25 protein-coding genes, 2 tRNA genes and 1 riboswitch are annotated in these 24,885 nt (G+C 53.2%); of the genes, 16 read left to right on the forward strand and 11 right to left on the reverse strand.

Features of this window, described 5'->3' with window-relative positions; genetic code table 11:
- Window positions 1–11: 11 nt before the first annotated feature.
- The gene (locus LF95_RS06225) at window positions 12–854 is read left to right on the forward strand and encodes an MBL fold metallo-hydrolase (protein WP_073954883.1); all 843 of its coding nucleotides are present in this window, start codon (window positions 12–14) and stop codon (window positions 852–854) included.
- Window positions 855–941: 87 nt separating this feature from the next.
- Here LF95_RS06225 and LF95_RS06230 read toward each other — a convergent pair whose 3' ends face one another.
- The 3 genes from LF95_RS06230 to LF95_RS06240 all read right to left on the reverse strand — a co-directional run bounded on the left by LF95_RS06230 (window position 942) and on the right by LF95_RS06240 (window position 4,533).
- Window positions 942–1,634: an OmpA/MotB family protein gene (locus LF95_RS06230; protein WP_073954150.1), complete on the reverse strand. Its 693-nt coding sequence runs from the start codon at window positions 1,632–1,634 to the stop codon at window positions 942–944.
- A 36-nt stretch (window positions 1,635–1,670) separates the two neighbouring features.
- Window positions 1,671–2,465, reverse strand: a complete 795-nt coding sequence (locus LF95_RS06235) for a motility protein A (protein ID WP_073954151.1) — start codon at window positions 2,463–2,465, stop codon at window positions 1,671–1,673.
- Between the two features lie 352 nt (window positions 2,466–2,817).
- Window positions 2,818–4,533 (reverse strand): methyl-accepting chemotaxis protein, encoded by a 1,716-nt coding sequence (locus LF95_RS06240; protein WP_073954152.1) that lies wholly within the window; start codon window positions 4,531–4,533, stop codon window positions 2,818–2,820.
- 388 nt (window positions 4,534–4,921) lie between these two features.
- Here LF95_RS06240 and LF95_RS06245 point away from each other — a divergent pair, with 388 nt between their 5' ends.
- The 5 genes from LF95_RS06245 to LF95_RS06265 all read left to right on the forward strand — a co-directional run bounded on the left by LF95_RS06245 (window position 4,922) and on the right by LF95_RS06265 (window position 7,737).
- On the forward strand, window positions 4,922–5,191 hold the full coding sequence (locus tag LF95_RS06245) for a hypothetical protein (protein ID WP_073954884.1): 270 nt from the start codon (window positions 4,922–4,924) through the stop codon (window positions 5,189–5,191).
- A gap of 376 nt (window positions 5,192–5,567) precedes the next feature.
- A complete protein-coding gene (locus LF95_RS06250; RefSeq protein WP_143181954.1) occupies window positions 5,568–5,825 on the forward strand; it encodes a hypothetical protein in 258 nt (85 codons plus the stop codon).
- Between the two features lie 127 nt (window positions 5,826–5,952).
- Window positions 5,953–6,480 (forward strand): adenine phosphoribosyltransferase, encoded by a 528-nt coding sequence (locus LF95_RS06255; RefSeq protein WP_073954153.1) that lies wholly within the window; start codon window positions 5,953–5,955, stop codon window positions 6,478–6,480.
- Between the two features lie 131 nt (window positions 6,481–6,611).
- Window positions 6,612–7,073, forward strand: coding sequence for a hypothetical protein (locus LF95_RS06260; RefSeq protein WP_073954154.1), 462 nt, complete (start codon window positions 6,612–6,614; stop codon window positions 7,071–7,073).
- 121 nt (window positions 7,074–7,194) lie between these two features.
- Window positions 7,195–7,737 (forward strand): Panacea domain-containing protein, encoded by a 543-nt coding sequence (locus LF95_RS06265; protein ID WP_073954155.1) that lies wholly within the window; start codon window positions 7,195–7,197, stop codon window positions 7,735–7,737.
- 21 nt (window positions 7,738–7,758) lie between these two features.
- Here LF95_RS06265 and LF95_RS06270 read toward each other — a convergent pair whose 3' ends face one another.
- On the reverse strand, window positions 7,759–9,078 hold the full coding sequence (locus LF95_RS06270; RefSeq protein WP_073954156.1) for a ChaN family lipoprotein: 1,320 nt from the start codon (window positions 9,076–9,078) through the stop codon (window positions 7,759–7,761).
- A gap of 42 nt (window positions 9,079–9,120) precedes the next feature.
- The gene (locus LF95_RS06275) at window positions 9,121–10,275 is read right to left on the reverse strand and encodes a trans-sulfuration enzyme family protein (protein WP_073954157.1); all 1,155 of its coding nucleotides are present in this window, start codon (window positions 10,273–10,275) and stop codon (window positions 9,121–9,123) included.
- Between the two features lie 116 nt (window positions 10,276–10,391).
- Between LF95_RS06275 and LF95_RS06280 the strand changes: the two genes are divergently transcribed.
- Window positions 10,392–11,696 carry an NAD(P)/FAD-dependent oxidoreductase gene (locus tag LF95_RS06280; protein ID WP_073954158.1) on the forward strand — a complete coding sequence of 435 codons (1,305 nt, stop codon included), beginning with the start codon at window positions 10,392–10,394 and terminating at the stop codon, window positions 11,694–11,696.
- Between the two features lie 17 nt (window positions 11,697–11,713).
- Here the strand turns inward: LF95_RS06280 and LF95_RS06285 are convergent, their stop codons facing one another.
- From LF95_RS06285 to LF95_RS06310, 6 genes are all read right to left on the reverse strand, one after another.
- Window positions 11,714–12,562, reverse strand: a complete 849-nt coding sequence (locus LF95_RS06285; protein ID WP_073954159.1) for an EamA family transporter — start codon at window positions 12,560–12,562, stop codon at window positions 11,714–11,716.
- An 80-nt stretch (window positions 12,563–12,642) separates the two neighbouring features.
- A complete protein-coding gene (locus tag LF95_RS06290; protein ID WP_073954160.1) occupies window positions 12,643–13,647 on the reverse strand; it encodes an MBL fold metallo-hydrolase in 1,005 nt (334 codons plus the stop codon).
- 181 nt (window positions 13,648–13,828) lie between these two features.
- Entirely contained in the window at window positions 13,829–14,782 is a 954-nt protein-coding gene (locus LF95_RS06295) for an ABC transporter substrate-binding protein (RefSeq protein WP_073954161.1), read from the reverse strand.
- A gap of 94 nt (window positions 14,783–14,876) precedes the next feature.
- Window positions 14,877–15,713, reverse strand: coding sequence for an ABC transporter permease (locus tag LF95_RS06300; protein ID WP_083607531.1), 837 nt, complete (start codon window positions 15,711–15,713; stop codon window positions 14,877–14,879).
- Complete coding sequence (locus tag LF95_RS06305) at window positions 15,710–16,543, reverse strand: ABC transporter ATP-binding protein (protein WP_083607532.1); 834 nt, start codon at window positions 16,541–16,543, stop codon at window positions 15,710–15,712. Before LF95_RS06305 ends, LF95_RS06300 begins: the two co-directional genes overlap by 4 nt.
- A riboswitch (TPP riboswitch) is annotated at window positions 16,534–16,645 on the reverse strand. It overlaps the preceding gene by 10 nt.
- A 105-nt stretch (window positions 16,646–16,750) precedes the next feature.
- Window positions 16,751–17,719: a quinone oxidoreductase family protein gene (locus LF95_RS06310; protein WP_073954162.1), complete on the reverse strand. Its 969-nt coding sequence runs from the start codon at window positions 17,717–17,719 to the stop codon at window positions 16,751–16,753.
- A gap of 98 nt (window positions 17,720–17,817) precedes the next feature.
- Here LF95_RS06310 and LF95_RS06315 point away from each other — a divergent pair, with 98 nt between their 5' ends.
- From LF95_RS06315 to LF95_RS06355, 9 genes are all read left to right on the forward strand, one after another.
- Window positions 17,818–18,666: a LysR family transcriptional regulator gene (locus LF95_RS06315; protein WP_073954163.1), complete on the forward strand. Its 849-nt coding sequence runs from the start codon at window positions 17,818–17,820 to the stop codon at window positions 18,664–18,666.
- Between the two features lie 217 nt (window positions 18,667–18,883).
- Window positions 18,884–19,996, forward strand: coding sequence for an acetoin utilization protein AcuC (locus LF95_RS06320; protein WP_073954164.1), 1,113 nt, complete (start codon window positions 18,884–18,886; stop codon window positions 19,994–19,996).
- Entirely contained in the window at window positions 19,993–20,439 is a 447-nt protein-coding gene (locus tag LF95_RS06325) for a DUF192 domain-containing protein (RefSeq protein WP_073954165.1), read from the forward strand. Before LF95_RS06320 ends, LF95_RS06325 begins: the two co-directional genes overlap by 4 nt.
- Before the next feature lie 169 nt (window positions 20,440–20,608).
- A tRNA-Pro gene (locus LF95_RS06330) sits at window positions 20,609–20,685 on the forward strand.
- A gap of 107 nt (window positions 20,686–20,792) precedes the next feature.
- Window positions 20,793–21,086: an ETC complex I subunit gene (locus LF95_RS06335; protein ID WP_073954166.1), complete on the forward strand. Its 294-nt coding sequence runs from the start codon at window positions 20,793–20,795 to the stop codon at window positions 21,084–21,086.
- A 129-nt stretch (window positions 21,087–21,215) separates the two neighbouring features.
- Window positions 21,216–21,292 (forward strand) — tRNA-Arg (locus LF95_RS06340).
- Window positions 21,293–21,673: 381 nt separating this feature from the next.
- Window positions 21,674–23,371, forward strand: a complete 1,698-nt coding sequence (locus LF95_RS06345; protein ID WP_073954167.1) for a methyl-accepting chemotaxis protein — start codon at window positions 21,674–21,676, stop codon at window positions 23,369–23,371.
- 89 nt (window positions 23,372–23,460) lie between these two features.
- Entirely contained in the window at window positions 23,461–24,282 is an 822-nt protein-coding gene (locus tag LF95_RS06350; RefSeq protein WP_168173662.1) for a polysaccharide lyase, read from the forward strand.
- 104 nt (window positions 24,283–24,386) lie between these two features.
- Complete coding sequence (locus LF95_RS06355; RefSeq protein WP_073954168.1) at window positions 24,387–24,872, forward strand: hypothetical protein; 486 nt, start codon at window positions 24,387–24,389, stop codon at window positions 24,870–24,872.
- Window positions 24,873–24,885: the final 13 nt, after the last annotated feature.

Raw genomic sequence — 24,885 nt, forward strand, 5'->3', positions numbered from 1 at the left:
AAACGCGCGCGATGACCATAACGGTCAAATTCTGGGGGGTGCGGGGCAGCATTGCCTGTCCGTCACCGGACCATATTGTTTATGGTGGCAATACCAGTTGTGTTGAAATGCGGGTTGGGGATCGGGTCCTGATTTTTGATGCCGGTACCGGCATTCGCAATTTGGGTCGCGATCTGGTGCGCCGGGGTATTTCCAGTGCCGCCATTTTTCTGACCCATACCCATTGGGACCATATTAATGGCTTTCCATTTTTTGTGCCGGCGTATGATCCTGGCAACAGCTTTGAAATTTTTGCCGGGCATTTGACCGGGCAGGGCGGGGTGGAAAAGGTTTTTTCTGCGCAAATGGCAAATCCGACTTTTCCGGTGCCGTTATCGGCCATGCGCTCCAGCCTGACTTTTTGTGATTTTGAAACCGGTACGACCTTATACCCTGCGCCAGACGTCACGGTGCGCACGGCACCTTTGCGCCACCCTAACGGGGCGGTGGCTTATCGGGTGGATTATGGCGGGGCGTCGGTCTGTTATGTGACCGATACCGAACATCAGCCCGGTAAAACCGATCAGACCATTCTGGATTTTATCGAAGGGGCTGATCTGGTGATTTATGATGCCACTTACACCGATGCTGAATTTGAAAGGCGCACTGGCTGGGGGCATTCCACCTGGCGCGAAGGGGTGCGTTTGTGCCAGATGGCACATGTTGGCCAATTGGCCCTGTTTCATCATGATCCCGATCACGACGATAAAATCATGGCCGAAATTGAAAAACAGGCGCGTGCCGAATGGGCATCGGTTTTTGCCGCCCGCGATGACATGGTCCTCGACATTACCGGAAAGACACGGGCAGACTGACGGGGCCCCGTTTTGTCGTCTACGCGGTGCCGGGCAAAAGGTATCAGGCGCAGGCCATTGGTTTTGGCAAATTAAAGGCAAATCGCTTTAGCGTGAAAATTTCGGGAATATACGTATTTCCACCCGCCGGTTGGCTTCCTGGTTTTCGGGGATCGGGTTGCCCGCGTCATCTTCGTTGGGTAGTTTGGGCATGGTGTCGCCATAGGAAATGGCGCGCATCCGGTCGGATTGCGGGTCAACGCCTAACGCACCAAAGAAACGGACAACCGCAATGGCACGCCCCGCGGCCAGTTCCCAGTTGGAGGGAAATCGCGGAGTGCTGATCGGGGTGTCGTCGGTATGGCCTTTCACCTCGATCTGGAACCCCATATAGCGGGGTTGTTTCAAAAGATCGCCAACATCCTTTAAAAACAGCACGGCATCGCGGGTTAAATCGGCCGAGCCAGGCTGAAAAAAGGACCCGTTTGCCAGTTCCATCAAAATGCCTTCGTCATCCGTGCTGACATGAACCGATTTATCCAGTGCCAGGTTAAAGACAACGTCCTTAAGGTCGGTTTCCAGAATTTCGGTGGGGCGCACAACGCTGCGCTTGCCAAGATTTTGCGCAATACCGGCCTGGATTTTTTCAAAGACCGGCAATTCGATTTTAGAAAAACTGACCAGCATGATGAAAAACGCCATCAACAGCGTAATGGCATCGGCATAGGTCGCCAGCCAGTCTTCGCTGATTTCCTCTGGTTTTTTGTTTTCCGCGAGGGGTGATTTGCGACGCCGGGTCATGTGCATTTCCTGTCAGCCAGAAGGAACCAAACCGCCTTATTGCGGGGCCTTGTCCATGTTGAAATGGATCTTCGGGTCCAGAAACGAGTTCATCCGGTCCTGAATGGCACGCGGGCCTTTTCGGTCGGCCAGCATGATCAACCCTTCCGCAATCAGCGAATTGCGAAATTTCATGATTTCTTCGCGCTGCTGGATTTTGCTGGCGGCGGGAATGAAAAAGAACCGTGCCGCGACAATGCCATACAGGGTCGTGATCAAGGCAATGGCGAGGCCTGCACCTAGCGAGGTGGGGTCATCGCCCATTTTATCAAGCATAATCACCAGACCAACCAGTGTACCGATCATGCCAAAGGCCGGGGCAGCCCCTGCCATGCTGCGCAAAATGTCCACGGGTATGACGGCGCGGTTATAGGCACTTTCAATGGCATTAAACAGCATATCGGCGACATCATCCCCGTTATAGCCGGTAATGACAATTTCCATTGCCCAGCCGAGAAACGGCTCTTCTTTATCAAGACGGGTGATTTCCTGTTCAAGGGCGTTAATGCCCTTTTTTTGCATCAGGTAGCCCCATTTGACGACACGGCCGACTTCGCCGGTTAATTGTCCGCGACCCATGCTCGGGGCGCGAAAAATTTTAAAAATCAACTTGATTGCCTGAAAAACATACCTTGTTTCATAAGCAATGAAGGTGGCTGCGAACGTCCCTCCCAGCACCATCAACACGCTTGATAGGCTGAGAAATACGACATAATTGTCAGTCGAAATATAAATCGACGTAACAAACAGGCCGATACCGGCCAAAATCCCCAAAATCGTTGTCAGCGACATCGCTTTTCACGTTCCCTTAAACAGAAATCTTCCTGACTTCCGCCCCCAATTGCGGATCTGCCAATGGCAGCGACCACGAAAATCCATCATAGACTGCGTTTGCCATGCTGTTAAGCAAAGAGCAGTGCTAGGCTTAAAATGCTTCCAGAAAGGATGCGTTCAGGCTTGTTCAGAAAACAACCATCCCCGAAAGTATTTGATATGGTTGGAGGAGACCATTCGTTCAAGGCTGATAAAGGCCCGGGACCATTTTGTGAAGGCAAGAAAAAGCACCCTGCGTCCCAATTTGAACACAGGGTGCCATGATTTTTAAGATTACAAACGATATGTTCAGTCGTGCGGAACCGGATATTTAGGCCTTGCGGATTCCTTCCAGGAACCGGTCTACCTCGGCCCGCAGATTTTGCGAAAGCGTGCCCAGTTCCTCGGCAACCTGCAAAACCGAATGTGCAGACTGGTCGGTTTCGGCAACTGTGTGGCTGACACGTTCAATATTACGGGTGACTTCCTGGGTGCCGATGGCGGCCTGTTCCACGTTACGGGCAATTTCCCCGGTGGCGTCGGCCTGTTCGCGCACGGCTTCGGAAATGGTGTTGGTAATATCGGTAATGCGCAGGATGACGTCGGAAATATCCTCGATCGATTTAACGGTCTTGCCGGTTTCATTTTGAATGGCGTTGATCTGCTCGGAAATATCCTCGGTCGCGCGTGCCGTCTGATTGGCGAGGTTTTTGACCTCGGCTGCAACCACGGCAAAGCCTTTGCCGGCTTCCCCCGCCCGGGCAGCCTCGATGGTGGCATTCAGGGCCAAAAGGTTGGTCTGACCGGCAATATCGTTAATCAGGCTGACGATTTCGCCAATTTTACCCGCCGCTTCGGACAGGCCCGCTACCGTGCGGCTGGAAATATCGGCTTCCTGCGATGCCTCGGCCGTAATCTCGGTGGATTGATGGGCCTTTTCGCCAATTTGCGTGATCGAGGCGGTTAAATGGTCTGCTGCGCCGGAAACCGTGCGCACATTGGTTGTGGCTTCTTCAGAGGCCGCGGCGACCGTTGTGGCGTTTTTGCTGGCCCGGTCGGCCGCCCCCACCAGTTCACGGGCGGTCGTTTGCATTTTGCTGGCAGATTCGGAAACCGACGCGACAATGGTTGCGATGATTTTTTCAAAATCGCCAATCAGGGCTTCCAGCCGGATCATACGGCGTTCGCGCTGTTCCTGGGCGGCTTTTTGTTCCCGTTCCATCCGTTCCTTGGCAATGGCATTGGTTTTAAATACCTCGACCGAGCGGGCCATCGCGCCGATTTCATCTTTGCGCTGTGTTCCGGTAATATCCAGGTCGGTTCTGCCATTGGCCAGATCGCGCATCACACCGCCCAATTGAGACAGAGGATTAATCACGATGTTTGAAAGCAGGGCGCGAATGCCGATCACAGTCAGGATTGCAACGACAATACCGCCAATCGCAATACCGGCCAGAATGGTATTGGTTTTATGTTCCTCCGGGGCGACTGACAGGCTGGAGGACAGAACGGCAATGACGTCGCCTTTTTCTTCGTTCATCAACCCGTTATGGCAGGTAAAGCACACTTCCTGATTGGCCCCTTCGGTCACACCCAGCACAATGGGCATTGACATGCGATAGGTGCCTTCGTCGGTATAGCGGCCCACAAGTTTGCCGGTTTCGATGGCTTCCTGGTCAATGGCGTCACGCGGCAGTTTTAGGGGTTTTTCGCCATTTTCCTCCATATAGGTCAGGGTTTTGGGTGCCCAGACCGACCATAGTTCGCCAGGGTAATCCTTGTTCCGGCTGTCAAACCAGTTATTGAATACGCGAATGCCGATATCTTCGGAATCTTCAATCCGGGCCGCCATGACATTGACGATCAGGGCATGAAGCGACGTCAGTTCGTTATCACTGAGCTGGCGCAGCTTTGCATCCATTGCGTGGCGTTCAGTCATGGCAATCAGGATAAGGGCAATCACCATGACGGCGGTAACACCAAAGGCAGATGTCACCATAAACCGTTTTCGGATACCCATCCGTTTCCAACTGGATAAAAGCGCCATAAATTTCCCTCAAGCCTGCGAAAAGACTGGAATGAGCACAGCGGGATTCCCCATAAATCCGATTGTGCCAGATTTGAATTAATAACCTGAAAAATCCCGCTTTTGGGCCGACGAAACATTGATTTGCCTCAAGTCAAAGGCGATATTCAGAAATATTCCAAATTTCACCTGAAATATCTCGCAGGTTGTATGGTCTTTTATATTTTATATGCCTTTTGGTCTGTTTCGCGACATAATCTGCCCCGGAATTGCGCGTGAAAAATCGTTGCCGGTTTGCGGCCGCGCGGTTGAAATTACGGTGCAAGGCGGGCATACCATGCGACCGGGACAAAAGATGTTGCCGCTTGATGGCAGCCACACATCAAACAGAAAATGGTTGGGGGTTTGGATGAATATCACCTTTGCGCAAGCACAGCAGAAACTTGAAGAAATTACCGCCGAGATGCTGGTTCTGATCCGTCAGTACGGGCTGGATGCGGAATCCCCCTTTGATGTGATCGAGGTTGCCCGCAGCAAAATAGACAATCAGCAGGATTATATTCGTTTTCTTGAGCTGTCGCTGGAAGGGCGTATTTACGGGGAATATGCCGAAGCCCTGCAAAAACAAATGGATCGCCAGGCATCGGAAACAGACGACCCGTCCAACAATATTCATTAAGGCCGCCAGGGCATTTATTGCGCCGGCATTGATGTCGATTTTCTTTGTCGGCACGGCCATTTATGAAATCAGGGTGCCTGCAGTGTTTGCGGGCACTTTTTCATGTCTCACCATTTCGTTACTGTGACATTCCTGATCTGGCGCAACCGGCTTTTATGGCGGGTTTTCAGGTGCTCGCAGGGATGTATCCGGAGGGATTGCGGCAAACGTCACAAAATGTTCGCCAACATGTCACCGTCCTGCAGTTGAGAAACCGTATTTCCCGGCCTATATGGCGTGTGTCGATGCGATGTACCAGCGAGTACATAACAAACGCACGGCCATGTCTGGCGCTTTGCCGGGCATATCCGGGAAAACGAGTAACAGGATGACCGCCATGAACAAAAGTTATGTTCAGACCCTGATGGAAGTCGAAAAGGTTTTTGGCCAGATCAATGACCATGATTATCGTTTATACCGGGCGGTGTGGGGCAATCGGCGCGCAGCCGATATTGGCATGCCGCGTGGCACCCGGGCCGAAATAAGCCGCAAGCTGGCCGATGATTTCACCTCATCCGCTCATGTTGGTGTTGGTGGTGTTACCGGGCAGGCCATTGTTGGTGGCCGCAAAATGGATTTCCACCACGCTGCCTGATCCGTTCTGATACTGATTTGCCGAAGGGCATTGCATTTTTTATCAAGCTGCCCGATTTTAGGCCGCCTTTCGATTTTGTCGAAGGCGGCTTTGTTGTTTTCTTTTCGGGCCGGAGGCCAGATCTGTTATGTCGATTAAATCGCTGATTCGCACAATTCCCGACTATCCCAAGAAGGGGATCATGTTTCGCGATATCACAACCCTGTTTAGCGATGCCGAAGGGTTGCGCGAGGTTGTTGATACCCTGGCTGGTGAATTTCAGGATCAGAATATCGATGTGATTGCCGGGATCGAGGCACGCGGTTTTATTGTTGGCCCCGCAGTCGCACTGGCGCTTGGCGTCGGGTTTGTACCGGTACGCAAAAAGGGCAAATTGCCCGCCAAAACCGTATCGGTCGAATATGACCTTGAATATGGTTCGGATATTATTGAAATACATGTCGATGCCATCAAGCCGGGCCAGCGTGTTTTGATCCTGGATGACCTGATTGCAACGGGCGGCACCGCACTTGCGGCCATTGAACTGGTGAAAAAGGCGGGCGGCATTCCGGTATGTTGCGGCTTTATCATTGATCTGCCCGATCTTGGCGGTGCAGACCGCATTCGCGCGGCGGGTATTCCAGTTTTCAATATGGTTGAATTTGAAGGCGATTGATTATCTTGTATCGTGCCTGAGAGCGGGAACAGGGCAGAATCGGCGGAATTTGGTGATTTTTCCGGTAAATTAGGATATAATCATTTTAAATGATCATTTGATCATCCATCCATATCCAAAGGGTGAGGGTCATGATTCCGCAACTGCCTCCTGCTCAGGCCACCAATGCCGCGATATATGCCTCGCGGTTGGCGCCTGCTGGTGCGCGCGGTATTGCCTCTGTCACCCGCAGCGACGGCATTGAACAGCCCAATGAACGTTTTGGCTATCAGCCCGATACTGACGGCACCCTGTTTAATGCCTTTATCGAGGAAAAAAACGGCCACGGCACTTCGCAAGGCGGTGGTCAGAATGAAGAACAGTCTCGGGAAAATGCCAGCAAGGGCCGTGTGCAAAAAACGGCGGGCACTTTCAGGCGAGAAGGGGGCCAGCCTGCCGATCCTGAAGGCATCCGGTTTGACGAGCTGCTGGATTTTGAAGGCCCGCTGGATTTGGGGGCACGCCGGTCGCCGCAATCCATGTATGCAATGGTCAATGTTGTTACCCACGGTGGAATGCCCGAACGTGGGCAATATTTTGATTTCCAAACCTGATGCCAACCGGCTGGCTTGTTTGTTTTGATGAGCCTTGTTGTCGGCTAATCGGCTGGCTATCATGCGCGCATGGAAGCGGCCGGTTTGACGGCTCCAATATGTGCGGGTTTGCAGGACAGGTATGAAACAAAAACCGGTTCTTTATTCGGTATATGATGTGGCGTTGCGGTTGATCGATCATGCGCTGAATGACAATGAATATCTTCAGCCGCAAAAACTGCACCGGTTGCTGTATCTGGCACAGGGATATTTTGGTGCATCCTATCATGGGGCCATGCTGATGCCGGCCCTTTTTGTGGCCGAAGAAGCCGGGCCAATTGAACCCAACCTTTATGTTCTGATGGAAGAAACCCGCCCGGATGTGCGCCTGAAAGCCATCAATGACAAAACCCGCCATTTTATCGAAAGCGTCTGGCGTCAGTTCGGGCATCATTCTGTGGATCATCTGAATGCCTCGATCCGCAATCACGCCCCCTATCAGGAGGCCTGGCGTGCAGGCCCCGGAACACTGATTTCGTTTGAGGAAATGGTCCGTTTTTATACGGCCGTGCGCAAATCGGCGACAACCCCCGAGGCCGAGGATGTGGTGCGCCCGCGCGTCATGCGTTCGCACAAGGGCAAACCCGTTGCCACCACCGACTGGCGGCCGCGCCGCCTTAAATAACCCTGTTAAAGTCTTTTGACCCTAATCCTTCGGCCGTGCAGGCGGGATCGGCATGATCAGGCGGTTCGGGTTATCGGAAGGTTCCGGGTCTATCACCGGGTTTTTTGAATTTGCCTTGTGGCCCGGTGCCGGTGTTTCCTTTTCCGGATCATGTACTCCTGTGTCGTTATCGGTTTTGGGGCCTTTTGTTTTGGCATCCATTTCAGGCTTGCTTGGAGCCGTGTTCTTTTGATGCGGTGCCTTGTCGGGCGTTACGGGGGCCAATGTATCGGCGCCGTCATCCGAACGGGTGGGGTCGGTATTATCGGCAGAAGGTTGCATGCCATCATCCTGTGGCGACACATTGGGCATTTCGATGCCCTCGCATGGGTCTGGTTGTTCCAGCCCGGATGTAAACCAGATGAAATCCACACTGTGGCCGGGGCCAAACATTTTTGGAAAATCGGCTGGTTTGGCGCTGGAAACCGAAAGGTCGGGGGCCTCGATCATGGCGATAACGATGCTGGTGGCTTTGGGATCAAACCGTTTTAAATGCCACGGCACGGCAACATTGGCACGCACATGCATGGCACCGGCAATCAAAAATGCGCCCTTAATGCCTTTTTGGTGTTTGGCATCAAACATGGCGCGGGCAAGCGACGCATCACGGGCAAACTGAATGGTGCTAAAGGGCGGGGCCTGGTTTGGCTTTAACATCCCGCAATGGGCATCGACAATTTCCTGGTCAAACAGGGTTTTGATGTTGTCGGGCAGGGGCGGCAGCACCAGTTTTTTGGCAAGGGAGGCTGGCAGGGCGACAGTGCCCTTTTTCATCATCGGGCCAAGCAGGGCATTAGGTAAATTGCCGGCGACCATTGGTAATTGATGGTTTCGTGCGGCTTGTGCGATGGGGGAATAATCATGCCAGGACGGCCAGCCACTGTCTTCCCAGCCTATTGCCGCACCCAGGTCTTCAATTTCAAGGTCCGGGTTGTCCCAGGCGGCATCGAGTGCTTCTTGCTGATCACGGTTGATCATTTCCCAGACAACGGCACGTTTGATGCCATCACCAGATAGCAGGTCAACCAGTTCGGCCTGGCGCTGATGATGGACCAGATTGGTGTGACTTTCGCCCAGCAGAATGTATTTTGCCCCCGCAGCGGCCGATTGCAGCGTTTCGAGGCGAACATATTCGTTTTTGGCGACATCAAAGATCAGGCCGGGTGTGGGTGACATCGGCCCGAAATAGGAACTATTGGCCCAGGATCGCCCCGCAACACCGATGCAAAACACAATCAGCAGACAAACAAAAAACGGCCAGCCGGTCTTTCCGGCCTGTGGTTTGTTGTAAATTGTGGGCATGTCTCTGTTCGGTGTTGTGAGCGATAAAGGGCTGTGAAGCTGCTATTTTGTGTCGGACAATGCCGTTTCAATATCGGCAATCAAATCGTCATCGTTTTCAATGCCGACCGACAGGCGCAGTAAATCGCCGGGCACCGGGCTGGTTGGCCCCTCGACAGAGGCCCGATGTTCAATCAGGCTTTCCACACCGCCAAGCGACGTGGCGCGTTTGAATATGCGACACGCATTGTGAAAGGCAACAGCACGTTCCGTTCCGCCCTTGACCCGGATTGACAGCATACCGCCAAAGCCACCATTCATTTGCCTTTTGGCAATGTCGTGACCGATATGGCTTTCAAGGCCGGGATATTGAACCTGTTCGATTTCGGGGTGGTTTTCAAAATGGCGGGCCAGGGTCATGGCGTTAGCCGATGCGCGCTCGACCCGAAGCGATAGGGTCCGCATACCGCGCAGCAAAAGCCAGGTTTCAAACACACCCAATACGGCCCCGCCGCCTTTATGCTGTTTGCAGACCTGCTCCCAAAACGCATCTTTTTTTGCACAGGTAAGCGTTCCGGCCAAAACGTCGCTATGACCGTTCAAATATTTGGTGGCGGAGTGCATGACAATATCTGCGCCAAAATCGATGGGCCGGGTCAAAAGCGGTGTTGCCACTGTATTATCCACGGCAACAATCGCGCTAATATCGTGGGCGGCCTTGGCAACGGCGGCAATGTCGGTAATTTGCCAGTCGGGGTTGGCGGGGGTTTCCAGCCAGATCAGTTTGGTTTTGCCCGGCAGCATATGACGTTGCCAGGCATCGGCATCGCCATTATCGACGAAATCAAATGTCAGGCCAGCGCGCACGCCAACATCCTGCATATAGGCGCGCAAGGCCCAATACATAACTTTGGGGGCCACCACATGGTCGCCCGGTTGCAAGGCCTGCAAGACACACACCGCCGCCGCCATGCCCGATGCAAACAGGCGGCTGTCCGCCCCGCCTTCCAGCGCTTTTAAGACGGCACAGGCCTGGTCATAGGTGGGGTTGTCCGCCCGGCTATAACAGCGGCCCTCGTGATAGCTAAGGTCGGTATTGCGTTCAAACGTTGTCGAGGGGTAAAGCGGCGGGGTTACGGAACGGGTTGCGTCGTCCACCCAGCCTAATGCCTGTGCCGCAACGGTTGCGGGATGCTGGTTATTGGGTTTGTGGGGCATTTTTTGATTTCCATGCGCATGGTGGCCGTGGTTAATTGCCTTACCCTAATGCGCCCTATCATTTTGGGGAACCATAAAAAACGCCCCTTTGTCCGGCCCGCGGAGATATTTCACAAATGCCAACACAAAACATTCCAGAACAGGCCGATATCGTGATTATTGGCGGTGGTATTCAGGGGGCCGCCAGCGCCTATTACCTGCAAAAGGCCGGCATGTCTGTTGTGTTGCTGGAAAAGGATACGATTGCCTCGCATCAATCCGGCCGGGCCTGGGGTTTTGTGCGCCAGCAGGGGCGCGACCCGGTGGAACTGCCTCTGATGAAGGCCTGTATTGCGATTTGGCCGGAGCTGGAGCGTGAACTGGGCGCGGATCTGGAATGGCGGCAGGGCGGTGTTTTGTATGTCGCCAACAATGATGCCGAAATGGCATCCTATGAACGCTGGCTTGCTGATGTGAAGCCTTATGACATCGGGTCACGCACATTGGGCCGGGCCGAAGTGGAAAAATTGATGCCGGGATTGGCCGCCCCTGGTGTTGGTGGCCTGTTTACCGCCAATGATGGCCAGGCAGAACCGAAAAAGGCCGCGCCGGCACTTGCCTTAAAAGCGCATGCCTTGGGCGCGGTGATTGTGCAGGGGTGCGGCGCGGTCGATATCGAAACCGAAGCCGGGCAGGTAAGTGGTGTGATGAGTGAGCGGGGGGTGATCAAAACCCGCATTGTCATTTGTGCCGCAGGGGCGATGACCCATAAATTTGTTGCGAAATTTGGCCGTCGTTTGCCGCAGCAAACAACGCGCAGCACAGTTATTCGCACCAGCCCCATTCCGCCCATATCCGCTGTTTCCGCCCTGATTGAAGGGTTGGGGTTTCGTCAGCGCGCCGACGGGTCGCTTAATCTGGCCGATGATGTGAATAGCGATATTGACCTAACCCTGTCGCGGTTCAAATATGCGGGCGATTTCTGGCCTGCTTACAAGGATAACTGGCGCAATTTCAATTTCCATTTAGGCATACGGTTTATCGATGATCTGGCTGATCATTTGCCAGGTTCCCCGGCGGCCGATAAACCGTTGATGGGGCGTCGGCAAACCACGGCATTGCCCAACCCGAAACGGGTGCGCAATGCACTTGCCGCCTTCAAACACCTGTTTCCCGATGCCGAAACGCCCAAAATCGTCGATCAATGGGCCGGGGATATTGATGTAACGCCCGATGCCGTGCCGGTGATTGACCAGCTTGAAAACCCGGCGGGCTTTTTTGTTGCCACCGGTTTTTCGGGGCATGGTTTTGCCATGGGGCCGATTGTCGGCAGGGTGCTGTCGGAATGGATCACAAAAGGCGCGCCTTCGATCAATTTGGATGATTTTCGCCTTAACCGGTTTGAAACCGGTGAAAAGCGATTGCCCTATAGCGTTTTGTAAATCGGGTTTTTTGCGCATCAATTACGCGAGAAACGCAGCAGAACCGCGCCACACAAGGTCATCATTGTTGATGCCAGCTTTATCAGATTAAGTTTTTCGCCAAGGAAAAAAACACCAATTAAAAGCGCGAAAACAATGCTGGTTTCACGCAGGGCAACCACAAGCGCGATGGGCGCGTTTGTAAAGGCCCACATAACGGTGGAATAGGCGATAAAGGATGCGCTGCCGCCGATAAAAAAGGCCCGTTTGCCGTTGCGTGCAATGTCGCGCAGGATGTTGGGGCGGTGCATATGGGCATACAGGCCAAATACCATAATATTGCCAAGGGTATGCCAAGCATAATAATCCAGCACACTGCCTGCCAGGCGTGCGCCGGTCCCATCGGTCAGTGAATAGGCGCTGATAAAACAGCCGGTGATCAGGGCCAGAATTGCCGCGCGGGCATTGCGTAACCCGTCGGCCTTGCGTACCAGGCACAGGCTGATAATACCGCAACCGATTAGCAAGATGGCGCTGCTTTCAATCGGGCTTAGCACCACCCCCAAAAACAGCACCGATATGGCGGCAACAATCAGCGGGGCCGAACCGCGCGCAATCGGGTAAACCTGGCTTAGGTCGCCAAACCGGTAGGACGCGATTAAAAACCACTGATAGCCCAGATGCAACATGACCGACCCTATCAGATAAGGCCAGCTTGCCGGGGCGGGGAGGCTGGTAAAGGGCAGCAACACCAGTAACAGGGGCACATGACCAAAAATAACCGCGGTCATGTTCAACAATTTGTCCTGCCCACCCTTGATCAGGGCATTCCAGACCGCGTGCATCAGAGCAGCACCGATGACAGCCAAAAATACTGTGATGCTCACGTTGCATAATCCCCGATTTTAAGTTCGTTAATAGTTGAATAATAACGACAATATTGCTGTTTTCCAAACAATAAGGTCTGTTATATGTCTGCTTGGGGATCAGGAATATGGTGATGGGTACCGCCAACGGGCAGGGCGATAAAATCCGCCGGGTCTTCGCCTGCCTGCATCATGGCGCTGTGCAATCGTGCCGGGGGGTCGTCCACCGGTTCGGATGTTAAAACGAACGTGCCCCAATGAATGGCGATGGCCTGTTTTACCTGCATTGTCTGTTTGATCAAAACGGCTTCTTCGGGGTTTACATGCGCGGTTTTCATAAAATCACGCGGCTCATAAGCCCCAATCGGGATCAGCCCAAGGTCAAACGGGCCATATTTTGCCCCCATCTCGGCAAACAGTTTTTCGTTCCAGCCGCTATCACCGACAAAATAAAATCTGAAGCCATTGGTAAAGGTCAGGGCATAACCACCCCACAACATTTCCTTGCGATCACTCATCTTGCGGCTGGACCAGTGATGGGATGGGGTATGGATTATCTTAACGCCGTTAACTTCGGCATATTGGTCCCAGTCCATTTCAAGGCAGCCTTCAATTCCGGCCTCCTTAAGAAGGTTTGCGTTTTTCAGCGGAACGATATAGGTGGGCTCGTTGCCAATTTGGCGTAAAGATTCAAGATCACAATGATCGTAATGATTATGCGATAGCAGAACCATGTCGATCTTTGGAAGTTGATTAATTGTAAGGCCGGGCGGGGAGTAGCGTTTGGGGCCAAATTTTTTGAAGGGGGACGCCCTGTCGGAAAAGACCGGGTCGGTCAGAATATTGATGCCCTGATACTGCACCAGAACAGAGGCATGGCCGATCCAGGTGACTTGGGCAACATCCGGGTTCGGGCTGTGAATGGCATCAAGGTCCGGGGCGACGATGGGGGTTTTGCCGGTTTGGTGTTTCGCCTTGGGCCAGCTTTCCCTGCCAAAGAAACGACGGCGTAAAAACCGGAAAAACGATTTCTTGCCTTCGGGCAGGGGATAGCGGTTTTCAAACCCGTTGTCGGTGTGATGGGGCGGAGGTGACGAGGAATTCACAGATTTTACCTTATGATTTTTGTTCTTTTACTATGTGTAGCAGATACAAAGTCGCGCAAGTTGCCATTTTGGCAGGGTAAATCATTTTTCTGGTATTATAGAAAACAAAACGGACGCAACCCGAAGGCCACGTCCGTAACTTGTCCGTCTTTGTAAAAGACGCATTTGGTCAGCGCGGGAGTTATTCAATCACATCGACATAACTGTCCACATCGGGTTCGTGGTCAATAATCCCAGTATCCTGCAGATATTTGGCAAAGCGGGTGTAACGTGCCTTGTCCACGGCGGCCGGGCGCAGGGCAAAACGGGTGAGGGTATCGCCCCAGGCGCGTTTGTTTAATTCGTCATCCAGGTTGGGATAGGCAGCAATAAAGGCTTTCCAGCTTTCATCGGGGTGGTTGATCAGGTATTGCGTGGCTTCTTCCAGGGCTTCGAGCATCTTCTTCATGCGTGGATCATGGGCCTTGTCCTTGCGCACGGTCAGGATCAGTTCGTCATAGGGCGGAACACCCTCTTCCTCGACATAAAATGCCTTGCCCGGTTTGCCTTCAATGTCCATCTGGTTCAGTTCGAAATTGCGATAGGCCCCAATAACGGCATCCACCTGGCCTGAATAAAGCGACGGGGAGAGCGAAAAATTCACATTGACCAGTTCAACGGAACTGATGTCCACCCCGTGGCTTTTGAGCATGGTGCCCAAAACCGCATCTTCAAACCCGGCCAAAGAATAGCCGATTTTTTTGCCCTTGAGATCGGCAATTTCCTTGATCGGCCCGTCTTTTAACACCACCAGCGCATTGAGCGGGGTTGCCACGAGTGTGCCAATGCGCGTGAGCGGCAGGCCCTGTGCCACCTGCACATGAAGCTGGGGCTGGTAATTCACCGCAACATCCCCCTGTCCCGCTGCCACCAGGCGTGGCGGGGCGGACGGGTCGGCTGGTTCAATCAGCTCCACATCCAGGCCATGCTTGGTAAAAAAGCCTTTTTCCTTGGCCACCACCAGCGGTGCGTGGTCCGGGTTTACAAACCAGTCGAGTAGGATGCTGAGTTTTTCATTGGCGTGCGCAGGCAGGTTGGCAAGGCAAAGGGCTGTGCCAATCGTTGCGACGGAGAACAGGTTTTTCAGGCGAGACATGAGCAAGATTCCCATTTGCAGGCGTGAAGGATGAAAATTGTGTGCGCCGGGCCAAGGCAGGCCTATCCCCGGCGGATGAGGCCGGTTTGGGCTGTCAGTCGTGTTTTGCCAGGCTGTCGGGTTGCCAGGGCAACATGCGGCGCAACAGCCGGTCGACAATGAAATATTGCGTAATGGAAAAGGCACAGAGGATGAGCAGGCAGGCAAAAACCATATCGATCTGCACCCGCGCATTGGCGTGCAGCATCAAATAACCCAGACCCTTGCTGGAGCCGACCCATTCGCCAATAATCGCCCCAATCGGCGATACCGCCGTTGCCACGCGAAAGCCCGAGGCAAAAGCAGGCAGGGCGGCAGGCAAACGAATATGGGTGAGCATCCGCCAGCGGTTGGTGCCCATTGTGCGGGCCAAATCCAGCCAGCCCGGTTCTGTGCGTGACAGGCCATCAAAAAAGGCGACGGTGACGGGAAAGAAAATGATCAGCGCGGCCATCGCAATTTTTGATGCCATGCCAAAACCCAGCCAAAGCACCAGCAAGGGGGCAATGGCAAAAAACGGAATGGCTTGCGATACCAGCAGGATCGGCATCAGCCAAAACCGTATCGGGCTGAACAATGCCATTGGCATGGCCGCCAGCGCCCCCAGGGCCGCCCCGGCAAACAGGCCAATCACGGTTTCGGCAATGGTATAGCCCGCATGATCCAGCAGCACCGCATGGCGCTGGATCAGCGCCAGCCATACATCATAGGGGGCGGGCAGCATATATTTGGGCGCGCCCGTCACGCTCACGACAATTTGCCAGGTGGCGATCAGGGTGATGATGATGATAAAGGGTCGCGCGAGTTTTAGCAGCTTGCGCTCTGCCAGCGGGGTGACAGAACGGGCAGGAACAGCCGGGCTGGTGGATTTGACGGATCTGGTAACGGTCATGGCTTTGCCTCCGCCAGGTCGGACCGGTCGCCTTGTGACGACAAGGCCCCTAATTGCCGCAGCAATTCCGCCTGATGGCGCAGGATAACCGGGTCGGTGATATCGCGCGGAATGTGACCGTCGGGAATAACCGCATCGGACAGGGTTGCCGGGCTGCCCTGCAACACCATCACCTTATGGCCGACGCGAAGGGCTTCGAGCGGGTCATGCGTGACCAGTAAAACGGTTTTACCCTGTAAAACCCGTGCCGCTAAGTCCTGAATACGCATGCGGTTGAGCGGGTCAAGGGCGGAAAATGGCTCGTCCATTAACACAACTGGCCGGTCTTCCATCAGGGTGCGGGCCAGGGCGGCACGTTGTTTCATTCCGCCCGACAGTTCCGCCGGGCGCATATGCGCGGCCTTTTGCAGGCCAACCTCGGCTATTAAATGATCGGCCCGGGAAAGGTCCGGTTTTTCGCTGCGTAATACAGCGCCCAGCACCACATTTTCCCGCACGGTTCGCCACGGCAACAATAAATCCTGTTGTGCCATATAGGCGACCCGGTCGTTCAGGGCTTTGCCATCGCTACACGTAATGGTGCCACTGGCGGCATCACTGCCCACCAACCCGGCGAGAAAACGCAAAAGGGTGCTTTTGCCCACGCCGGATGGCCCCAGCAAACAGGTAAAACTGCCCGCGCCCAGATCAAGCGACAGGTTATGGAACAAACGGGTAATATTAAATTCAACACAGGCATGGCGCAAGTGAACATCAAATGATGTTCGGTTTTGACCGGATGGGGCCTGTGAATGCCCGGTAACGGGCGGTCTTGTATCGGTATCTGTCATACGATCCTTCCTACGCCGGTCTTAACCGGTTCAGGTTCAAAGGGTCGTCCGGCAACACCGAACCTCTCAGCCCGTTTACGACGGGCCCCCCTGGAGATGACCCGACTATGCGCAGATGAAACCCCGGCGTCAAGTTTTGAGATCATTCTTTTTCGTTTGATCCCGATTGGCCGGGGTGTCATCGCCCTTATTTTCGGGGAGGCGGACTTATTTATCGACTTTCAGATAAACGGCCCCGTTTGTTGCCCCAGCCTCAAGGTCGGCATGGGCTTGGGATGCGTTGGCAAAATCATAAATATGTGCCGCCGGAAGGGATCCGTGGCGCAAAATATCAAACCATGCTTTTGCCGCATTATGATACCTTGGCATGTCATTGATGAAGGCCAGAACACTGGCGCGAATTAAAAACCGGTTTGCCAGCGTGTTGACATTCAGCAAGGGTAAATCCCCGCCGACCTGGCCGATATTCGCCGTTGTCCCAAAGGGTTTGGTGGATCGGATGCTCTTGCTCAGGGTTTCGCCGCCAATACCATCAATGGCATAATCAACGCCCTGACCATCTGTCAGCTCCCTGATGACCGTTTCAAAATCCTGGTCTTTGTAGAATATGGCATGGTCCAGGCCCTGTTTTTGCGCCAGCCTGGCCTTTTCGGCGGTGCTGACCGTGCCAAAGGTGGTGATGCCCAACTGTTTTGCCCAATGCACCAGTACCTGGCCCAAGCCGCCCGCTGCGGCGTGAACCAGCATGCTTTGTCCCGGTTGGACCTTGCATACATGCACCAGCAGAAAATACGCCGTCAAACCGCGCAGCAGCGACCCGGAAATTTGTTCATCGCCAAGGTCATCGGGCAGCTTTATCAGGCGGTTGGCCGCAACATTGCGCATCGCACAATAACTGCCAACCGGGAACCCGGCATAGCCAACCCGGTCGCCAATTTCAAAACCCGTAACATTGCTGCCAATGGCACAAACAGTCCCCACAGCCTCCACACCGATGCTGCCCGGAAGGTTCGGCATCGGGTAAAGGCCCTTGCGAAAATAAACATCAACGTAATTAACGCCAATCAGGCTTTGTTTGACGCACACTTCATTGGCCTGTGGTGCAGGCAGCTCAATGTCGGTGGCATATAGAACCGATGCGCCGCCGCTTTGGTCCATGTGAATGATACGGCTCATGTCTGTCTCCTGAATGTTGTGACACATTCAGGATTACGGTGTATTTGTCATGGGGGAAATTGCATATATTTGCATGCTAAATGGGTGATAATGCACAAATGAACTGGGAAGATTTTCGCTATTTTCTAACTCTGGCTGAAACGGGCAGTTTCTCCGGTGCGGCTCGCAAGCTGGGGGTTGATCACAGCACGGTGGCCCGGCGTGTCGCCGCACTGGAGGTGGATGTTGGCCTGCGTTTGATTGACCGTTTGCCCAAGGCAGTGATGTTGACCCAGGAGGGGCAATTGCTGGCGGGGCGCGGGCAGGAAGCACTTGACGCCATGTTTGCCGTGGAACGCGCGGCAGCCGGTTCGATGACGGGTGTTTCGGTGCCGCTTTGCATCAGCGCGCCGCCATCCCTGGCCCGTCATGTGATTGCGCCAGGCCTGCACGGCTTTCGTCAACAACACCCGACGATCGAAGTGATTTTGCAGGGGCAAACCCAGTCGGCGGATTTGAACCGCCGTCAGGCTGACATTGCCATTCGTCTGTCCCGACCCCGAAAATCCAGCGTCATTACCCGTAAATTGGCCGATATGCCGATGGCCTTTTATGGGGCGGCCGATTATCGCAAACCCGAGGTGGATTGGGATCTGATCAGTTGGGATGACAGCAGTGCGGATATTCCGCAATATCGCTGGCTTGAAAACCGGCTGGCGGGGCGCTCGGTTGTTTTACGCTCGAACGATATGGATGTTCAGGCTGCGGGCGCGCGCGCCGGGGTGGGGGTGGCATTGTTGCCCTGTTATTTGGGTGATACGGACCCGCATTTGCGGAAATTTAAGGGGCAAGAGGATTTCCCCACCCGCGAGATATGGATGCTGGTTCATGCCGATTTGCGCCATGCCCCGCGTGTGCGAAGCGGCATGGATTTTTTGATCAGAACCATCGAAGGTCTTGCCGCATGACGGCTATTTAAGGTGTAGGTGGCGGTTAAACATGTTTCAAATTTTGAAATATTGCAATTGCGAGAATATTTTGGGGTGTTTTACGTAATATCCCTTGAAATTAAGAAGCACTTCTGCAAACCCTAACACCGGAAGCATTCAGAGGCGGGGCCTTTGGCCCTGTGCTGGTTTTCTGTGCTTTTCCGCCGTTATTCATGCCTTGGTGTTCTGAATTTTTATGCTGCATGCGCCGCGTATGATTGCCGCCGAAATTTATCGCGGTTCATCTTATGGCCCCAATCATCCCTTGGGTATTCCCCGGGTATCTCTGGTTGTGGATATGGTTCATGCCCTGGGCTGGGTAGATGCGGAGAATTACAGTGTTGGGCCGCTTGCAACACCGGCGCAATTGGCGCGTTTTCATACGCCCGATTACATTGCCGCTGTGATGCAGGCTGAACGAGACCAGTTTCTGCCCGAAGAGATGATGCAGCGTTACAAGCTGGGCAAAAACGGAAATCCGATTTATCCGGAAATTTTCCGCCGTCCGGCAACTGCCGCAGGATCATCGATTTTGGCAGCGTCGCTTTTGCAGGATGGCGGCATTATCCATCATCCGGCAGGGGGTACGCATCATGGGCGTGCTGCCGAGGCATCGGGGTTTTGTTATTTCAACGATCCGGTGTTGGGCATTTTAACCCTGCTTGATGGTGGACTGGACCGCATTTTGTATGTGGACATTGATGCGCATCATGGCGACGGGGTGCAACTTGCCTTTACAGATGATGATCGGGTTTTAACGGTTTCCGTTCATCAGGCTGATTTGTGGCCGCGAACCGGCGACATTACGGATATTGCAGGCGGTATGGCGCGTAATTTGCCGGTGCCAGCCGGTATGAATGATGATGAAATGCGCTTTGTGCTGTTTGAATATCTTTTGCCCCTGGCAGCGGATTTCAAACCGCAGGCAGTGGTCATGCAATGTGGCTGCGACACCCTGGCAGAAGACCCCCAGTCGCGGCAAATGCTGGGGAATGGGTCGGTCTGGGAGGTGGTAAAAGAATTTGTCGGAATAGCCCCGCGCCTGCTGGTTTTGGGTGGCGGTGGTTATAACCCCTATGGGGTGGCCCGATGCTGGGCCGGGATATGGGCAATGCTGAATAAAAATGAAATTCCGGAAAAATTACCGGAATCAGCAGAAGAGATACTGCGTGACATAAAATGGTCGCATCGTCTTGGCAGACAGCCGGCGGCCAGCTTGTTAACAACCCTTGCCGATGACTGGCGGGGTGGGGAAATCCGGGCGGAAGTCCGGGGTCATGTGCAGTTTCTAAAAGGGTATGGGGTATGAAGTCTTTCGTTCAAATGGTGTTTGTTTTTTTCTGTGTCAGTGCGGCGGTTATGGCTGGCCTGAATGCAAAAGCCACGGGTTTTGAGCGATCGCGTCTTTTGGTGGATGGACAGGTTTTTAACGTCGAACTGGCGCTGAGCCCCGAGGAACGGGCACAGGGCTTGATGTTTCGCACCCAGATGGCCGATGAAAACGGGATGCTGTTTGATTTTGGTCAGCCACGGGACGTGTCGATGTGGATGAAGAACACCTTCATTTCGCTTGATATGCTGTTTATCGATCAGAATGGCAAAATCGTCGGTATCGCACCGCGCACGGTGCCAAAATCCGAAGCCATTATTTCCTCGCCGCGCCCGGTGCGCTTTGTGCTGGAACTTAATGGTGGGTTGGCCGAAAAGTTTGATTTCAAAGTTGGTGATATGGTCGATGGCCTGCCGCGTTAAGAGGGCAGGCAGGCTGGCGAACAGTTCGTAAGGGGCATGGGGCGCCCCTGGTTTGCCAGCCCGGATTGGCTGAAACCGGCAAAACGGCATGTTATTGTAAAAAAGGTGATAAAAAGCATCAAAGCGGTCTTGCCGCGAACAGATTAAGGTGCTAAATCCCTCCCCGTGTCGGGAAGTGGCGCAGTCTGGTAGCGTACCTGCTTTGGGAGCAGGGGGCCGTGGGTTCGAATCCCGCCTTCCCGACCATTTTCATCCCTAAACGGGTGTTTGCATTTTCAAGTCGCCCATAGGGGTGTAAACTGGACTATGTAACGTCGTTATTCAGCCGGTTGATCAATCTAACGAGGGTGCCGATGAAGGTTCGTGTTTTCAAACCCGCGAAAAATGCCATGCAGTCCGGCCGCGCCGGGACCAAGCATTGGGTCATGGAATTTGAACCACAAGATCGGAAAAAAGCGGATCAGCTGATGGGCTGGATCGGGTCGACAGATACCCGTGGTCAGGTTCGGATGGAATTTGAAACCCTGGAAGAAGCGCAGGCTTTTGCGGCAAAGCATAATCTGATTGCCGAAATCGAACAGCCCAAATCCCGCAAAATCCAGATCAAATCCTACGCTGACAATTTTGCTTTCAAACGCGTTGTCTGATTGTGTTTTCTGGTTTGCGCGTCAAACCAGTTCCGGGGCGGGTAACGCCCCGTTTTGCTGTAAAGCCCGTATGGGATGCTGTCATTAAGTCTGGATACAGCACCTTCAAAAGGCCCTTTCGGCCTCTGCGGTCCCTTAGCTCAACTGGATAGAGCAACAGACTTCTAATCTGTAGGTTGCTGGTTCGAGTCCAGCAGGGATCGCCATTTTTCATCTGAAATTAAGTTGTTAGACGGAATTTCACGCATCATTCAGCATTTTGATGCGTGATTTGCATATCGTGCTCTAAAATTTTTGCGCGCGTCATTTTGTGGGCACATTCTTTGTTCTTCCACATTTTTCAGCGTTTTGGCGCGTAATATAACAGTGTATGAAGAGCTTTAATAAGCTGATTTTTATCATCACATATCCCTTATAAATTGATTAAATAGCGCCAATATATCCTAATATTAGTGATGTTTGCGAATATGCACGCTGATATCGTTGCTGTCAGGCGCGATGCAGCGTGTGCATGTGCATGTTTGGCTGGGATAGCAACGCATGCTTTGGTGCAAAGCAAGAGCATCATCGTCTTAGGGAGGGTGTAAATGTTCGGTATTCAGTCTGATGCGACAAGTATTCTTGAGGCGATCAAAAGGTCCCAGGGCACCATCGAATTTACCCTTGATGGGACGATTACGGATGCCAATGAAAAGTTTCTGTCGTTAATGGGATACGGGCTTGGCGAGGTGGTGGGGCAGAAACACAGTATTTTTGTTCATCCTGATGATGCAAAATCGGCCGACTATCAGGATTTCTGGCGCCGCCTACGGGGTGGGGAATCGTTTAGTGCCGTGTTTCGCCGGATTGCCAAAGGTGGCCGTGAAGTCTGGATACAGGCGACTTATAATGCGGTTCTTGATCGTAAGGGAAACCCTTACAAGGTTTTTAAGGTCGCGACCGATGTGACCGAAAGCCGTTTGCAGGCGGCGGACCATGCCGGGCAGGTTGATGCCATCCGTAGATCCCAGGCGGTGATTGAATTCGATCTTCAAGGAAATGTGCTTTATGCCAATGCGCATTTTCTGTCGGCAATGGGCTACCGGATTGATGAAATCAAAGGTCGGCATCATCGTATGTTTGTTGACGAGGGGTATGTGCAAAGCCCGGAATATACCGATTTCTGGCGTCGGCTGGCTGCCGGGGAATATTTGAGTGGTGAATATCAGCGGTATGGCAAAAACGGACGCGAAGTCTGGATTCAGGCAACCTATACCCCGATTGTTGATATGGCGGGTCGCCCTTTCAAAGTGGTGAAATACGCATTGGACGTAACAGATGCCAAGAAAACAGCCATTGACCATGCGGCCCAGATCGAGGCCGTGCATAAGGTCGAGGCCGCGATTTCATTTGATATGAATGGCAAAATTCTGGATGCGAACAAGCTGTTTCTTGATCTGATGGGCTATCGCCTCGACGAGATCAAAGGCAAGCATCATCAGATGTTTGTCAGCAAGGAAATGGCACAAAGTTCTGAATACAAGACATTCTGGGATACGCTAAAGGGCGGACAATATCTGGTGTCCGATTTCAAACGCATTGCAAAAGGCGGCAAGGAAGTCTGGATTCATGGCAGTTATAATCCGGTTTTTGATTTGAATGGCAAGCCGTTCAAGGTGGTCAAGTTTGCGTCTGACATCACCGCGAATATCCGTGCGCGTAACGTGTTGCAGGAACTGGCAGAGGGATCGTCAGAAAGTGCCGAACTGATTGCCAGTGCATCAGAAGAAATGCTGGCATCGATCCGCGAGATCAGCAGCAATATGTTTAAAACCAAGGCCATCGCCGACGAAATTGTGTCCAAAAGTGATGCGGCGGAAAATGTCCGGCTAGATCTGGAACGGACATCCGAGGCGATGGAAGGCGTTGTTGATATTATCCGAACACTGGCCGAGCAGGTAAACCTGCTGGCTTTGAATGCCACCATTGAAGCGGCGCGTGCCGGTGATGCCGGAAAGGGATTTGCCGTCGTTGCAGGCGAGGTTAAAAGCCTTGCGACCCAAACAGCGAAGGCAACAGACGAAATTGCCGCCCAGATCGAGGCCATGCAAAAGATTACCAGCCGTGTGACCCGTTCGACACAGGATATTTCAGGATCGGCCAGTTCCGTAGCCGATTATGTAAATGCAGTCGCCTCGGCAATCGAGGAGCAAACGGCCGTAACTCATGATATTTCCCGCAATATCGAGGTTGTTTTCCGGGGTATTGTTGAGCTGACTGAATGTGTGCGGGGGGTTGCAAAATAGGGGATTTGAGCGGCCTGCGGGTTGCCGTTATCCGGACATGATCTGTGTGCAGACTACCCGTCTTTGCAGCAGCAGGGATGGGTGGTCACATGGCTGGAAAACAGGGTTTATGGATTGTTGCGGCATTATGTGTGCTGGCGGGCGCGATGGGTGCGAAGGCTGGGGATATGGTGCCGCAAACGCAGCAACCGGCCTCTCCTGATGCCGTTTCGCGAGGCAATTTTGGCCCGTTCGTCCGTTCCCTGAATGATCGTGCCTATGGCTATCAGCTTGTGCCGGACCCGGCCGTGGCCGCTGACAGGGCAGGGTCCGGTCAACCCGCCCGGATCGTTGAAAAATTCGAGGTTCACCCCGGTGATTGCGGCGGCGATAATGCGATTGATTGCGGCCGGGACCGTGAACGTTCCGAGCTGAGCGAACGGGGCGCACGTAACCCGGCGGGCAGCACATACTGGTATCGCTGGTCGCTTTATATCCCCACGGATTTTGTTGATGTCAGCCCCACCAAGGTTGCTTTGGGGCAATTCCATCAGGAAGATAGCCATCCGGCCTGGATGTTCGAGGTGGACGGGTCAGGTTACCATCTTGATGATCATGTGACGGGGAAGAAACCGCGTTATCATACCCTGATCAAGGCAGGAGACTTACGCGGGCGCTGGCATGATATCGTTGTTTTTGCCCATTGGTCGAAGGATGACAGCGGTATTTTGCGGGTGTGGGCCGATAACGATTTGAAATTCGATTATCAGGGGCCGACCATGACCGCCGAAAAAATCTATTTTAAATATGGGCTCTATCGGTCCTTTGTTTCACGTTATCAAAATGCCAATGAAACTGATAAGGTCCCGGCACAAACCGTATATTTCACCAATGTCCGGCGGGCGGACAGACGGGAAGGTTTAGGGTCTTAAGGTACCTTATTCTTTTAGAGGGTGGAGCTTGACCATTTGCGACTATTCCCAATAACTCAATAACTTGGCATGTTTTGCCGGTTTTGATATTTGGGGGAAGTTTTATGAAAGCACGTATTTTGGCCTTTATGGCCTGCCTGGTTCTTGGGGCCTGTTCAACGGCAATTGAAACGCGCACGGCCATGCCGCAAAATATTCAGCATGATTTGGTTGTGGATGATGTTGTGGTTTCGGCAGAAAAATCGGTCATGATAGAAAAATCTGCACTGGATCGTTTGAAAACGGCTGTCGAAAATGGTTTTGCCGCCCAAACCAAAGGAACCCAACCTGTTCACGTTTCGCTGAACGTGAAGGATTTTAAAATCCAGAGCGAAGCCGGGCGCCTGTTTTTGGGGGCCTTTATGGGAGCAAATTACATGGATGTTGGCGTTGTCGTTACCAGTGACGCCGGCATCACCCTTGCAGAATTTGATGTGCGACGCGAAAGCAACCCGGGCGGATATGGCGCGTTTTATAGCCAGACCGATGCCACTGTCGATGAAACGGCGGAGGGGATTGTCAATGCTGTGATGGGTAAGACAAGCGACTGATGATCTGAAGGCG

Origin of the sequence: Thalassospira sp. TSL5-1 (genome assembly GCF_001907695.1) — a bacterium.
GTDB lineage: Bacteria > Pseudomonadota > Alphaproteobacteria > Rhodospirillales > Thalassospiraceae > Thalassospira.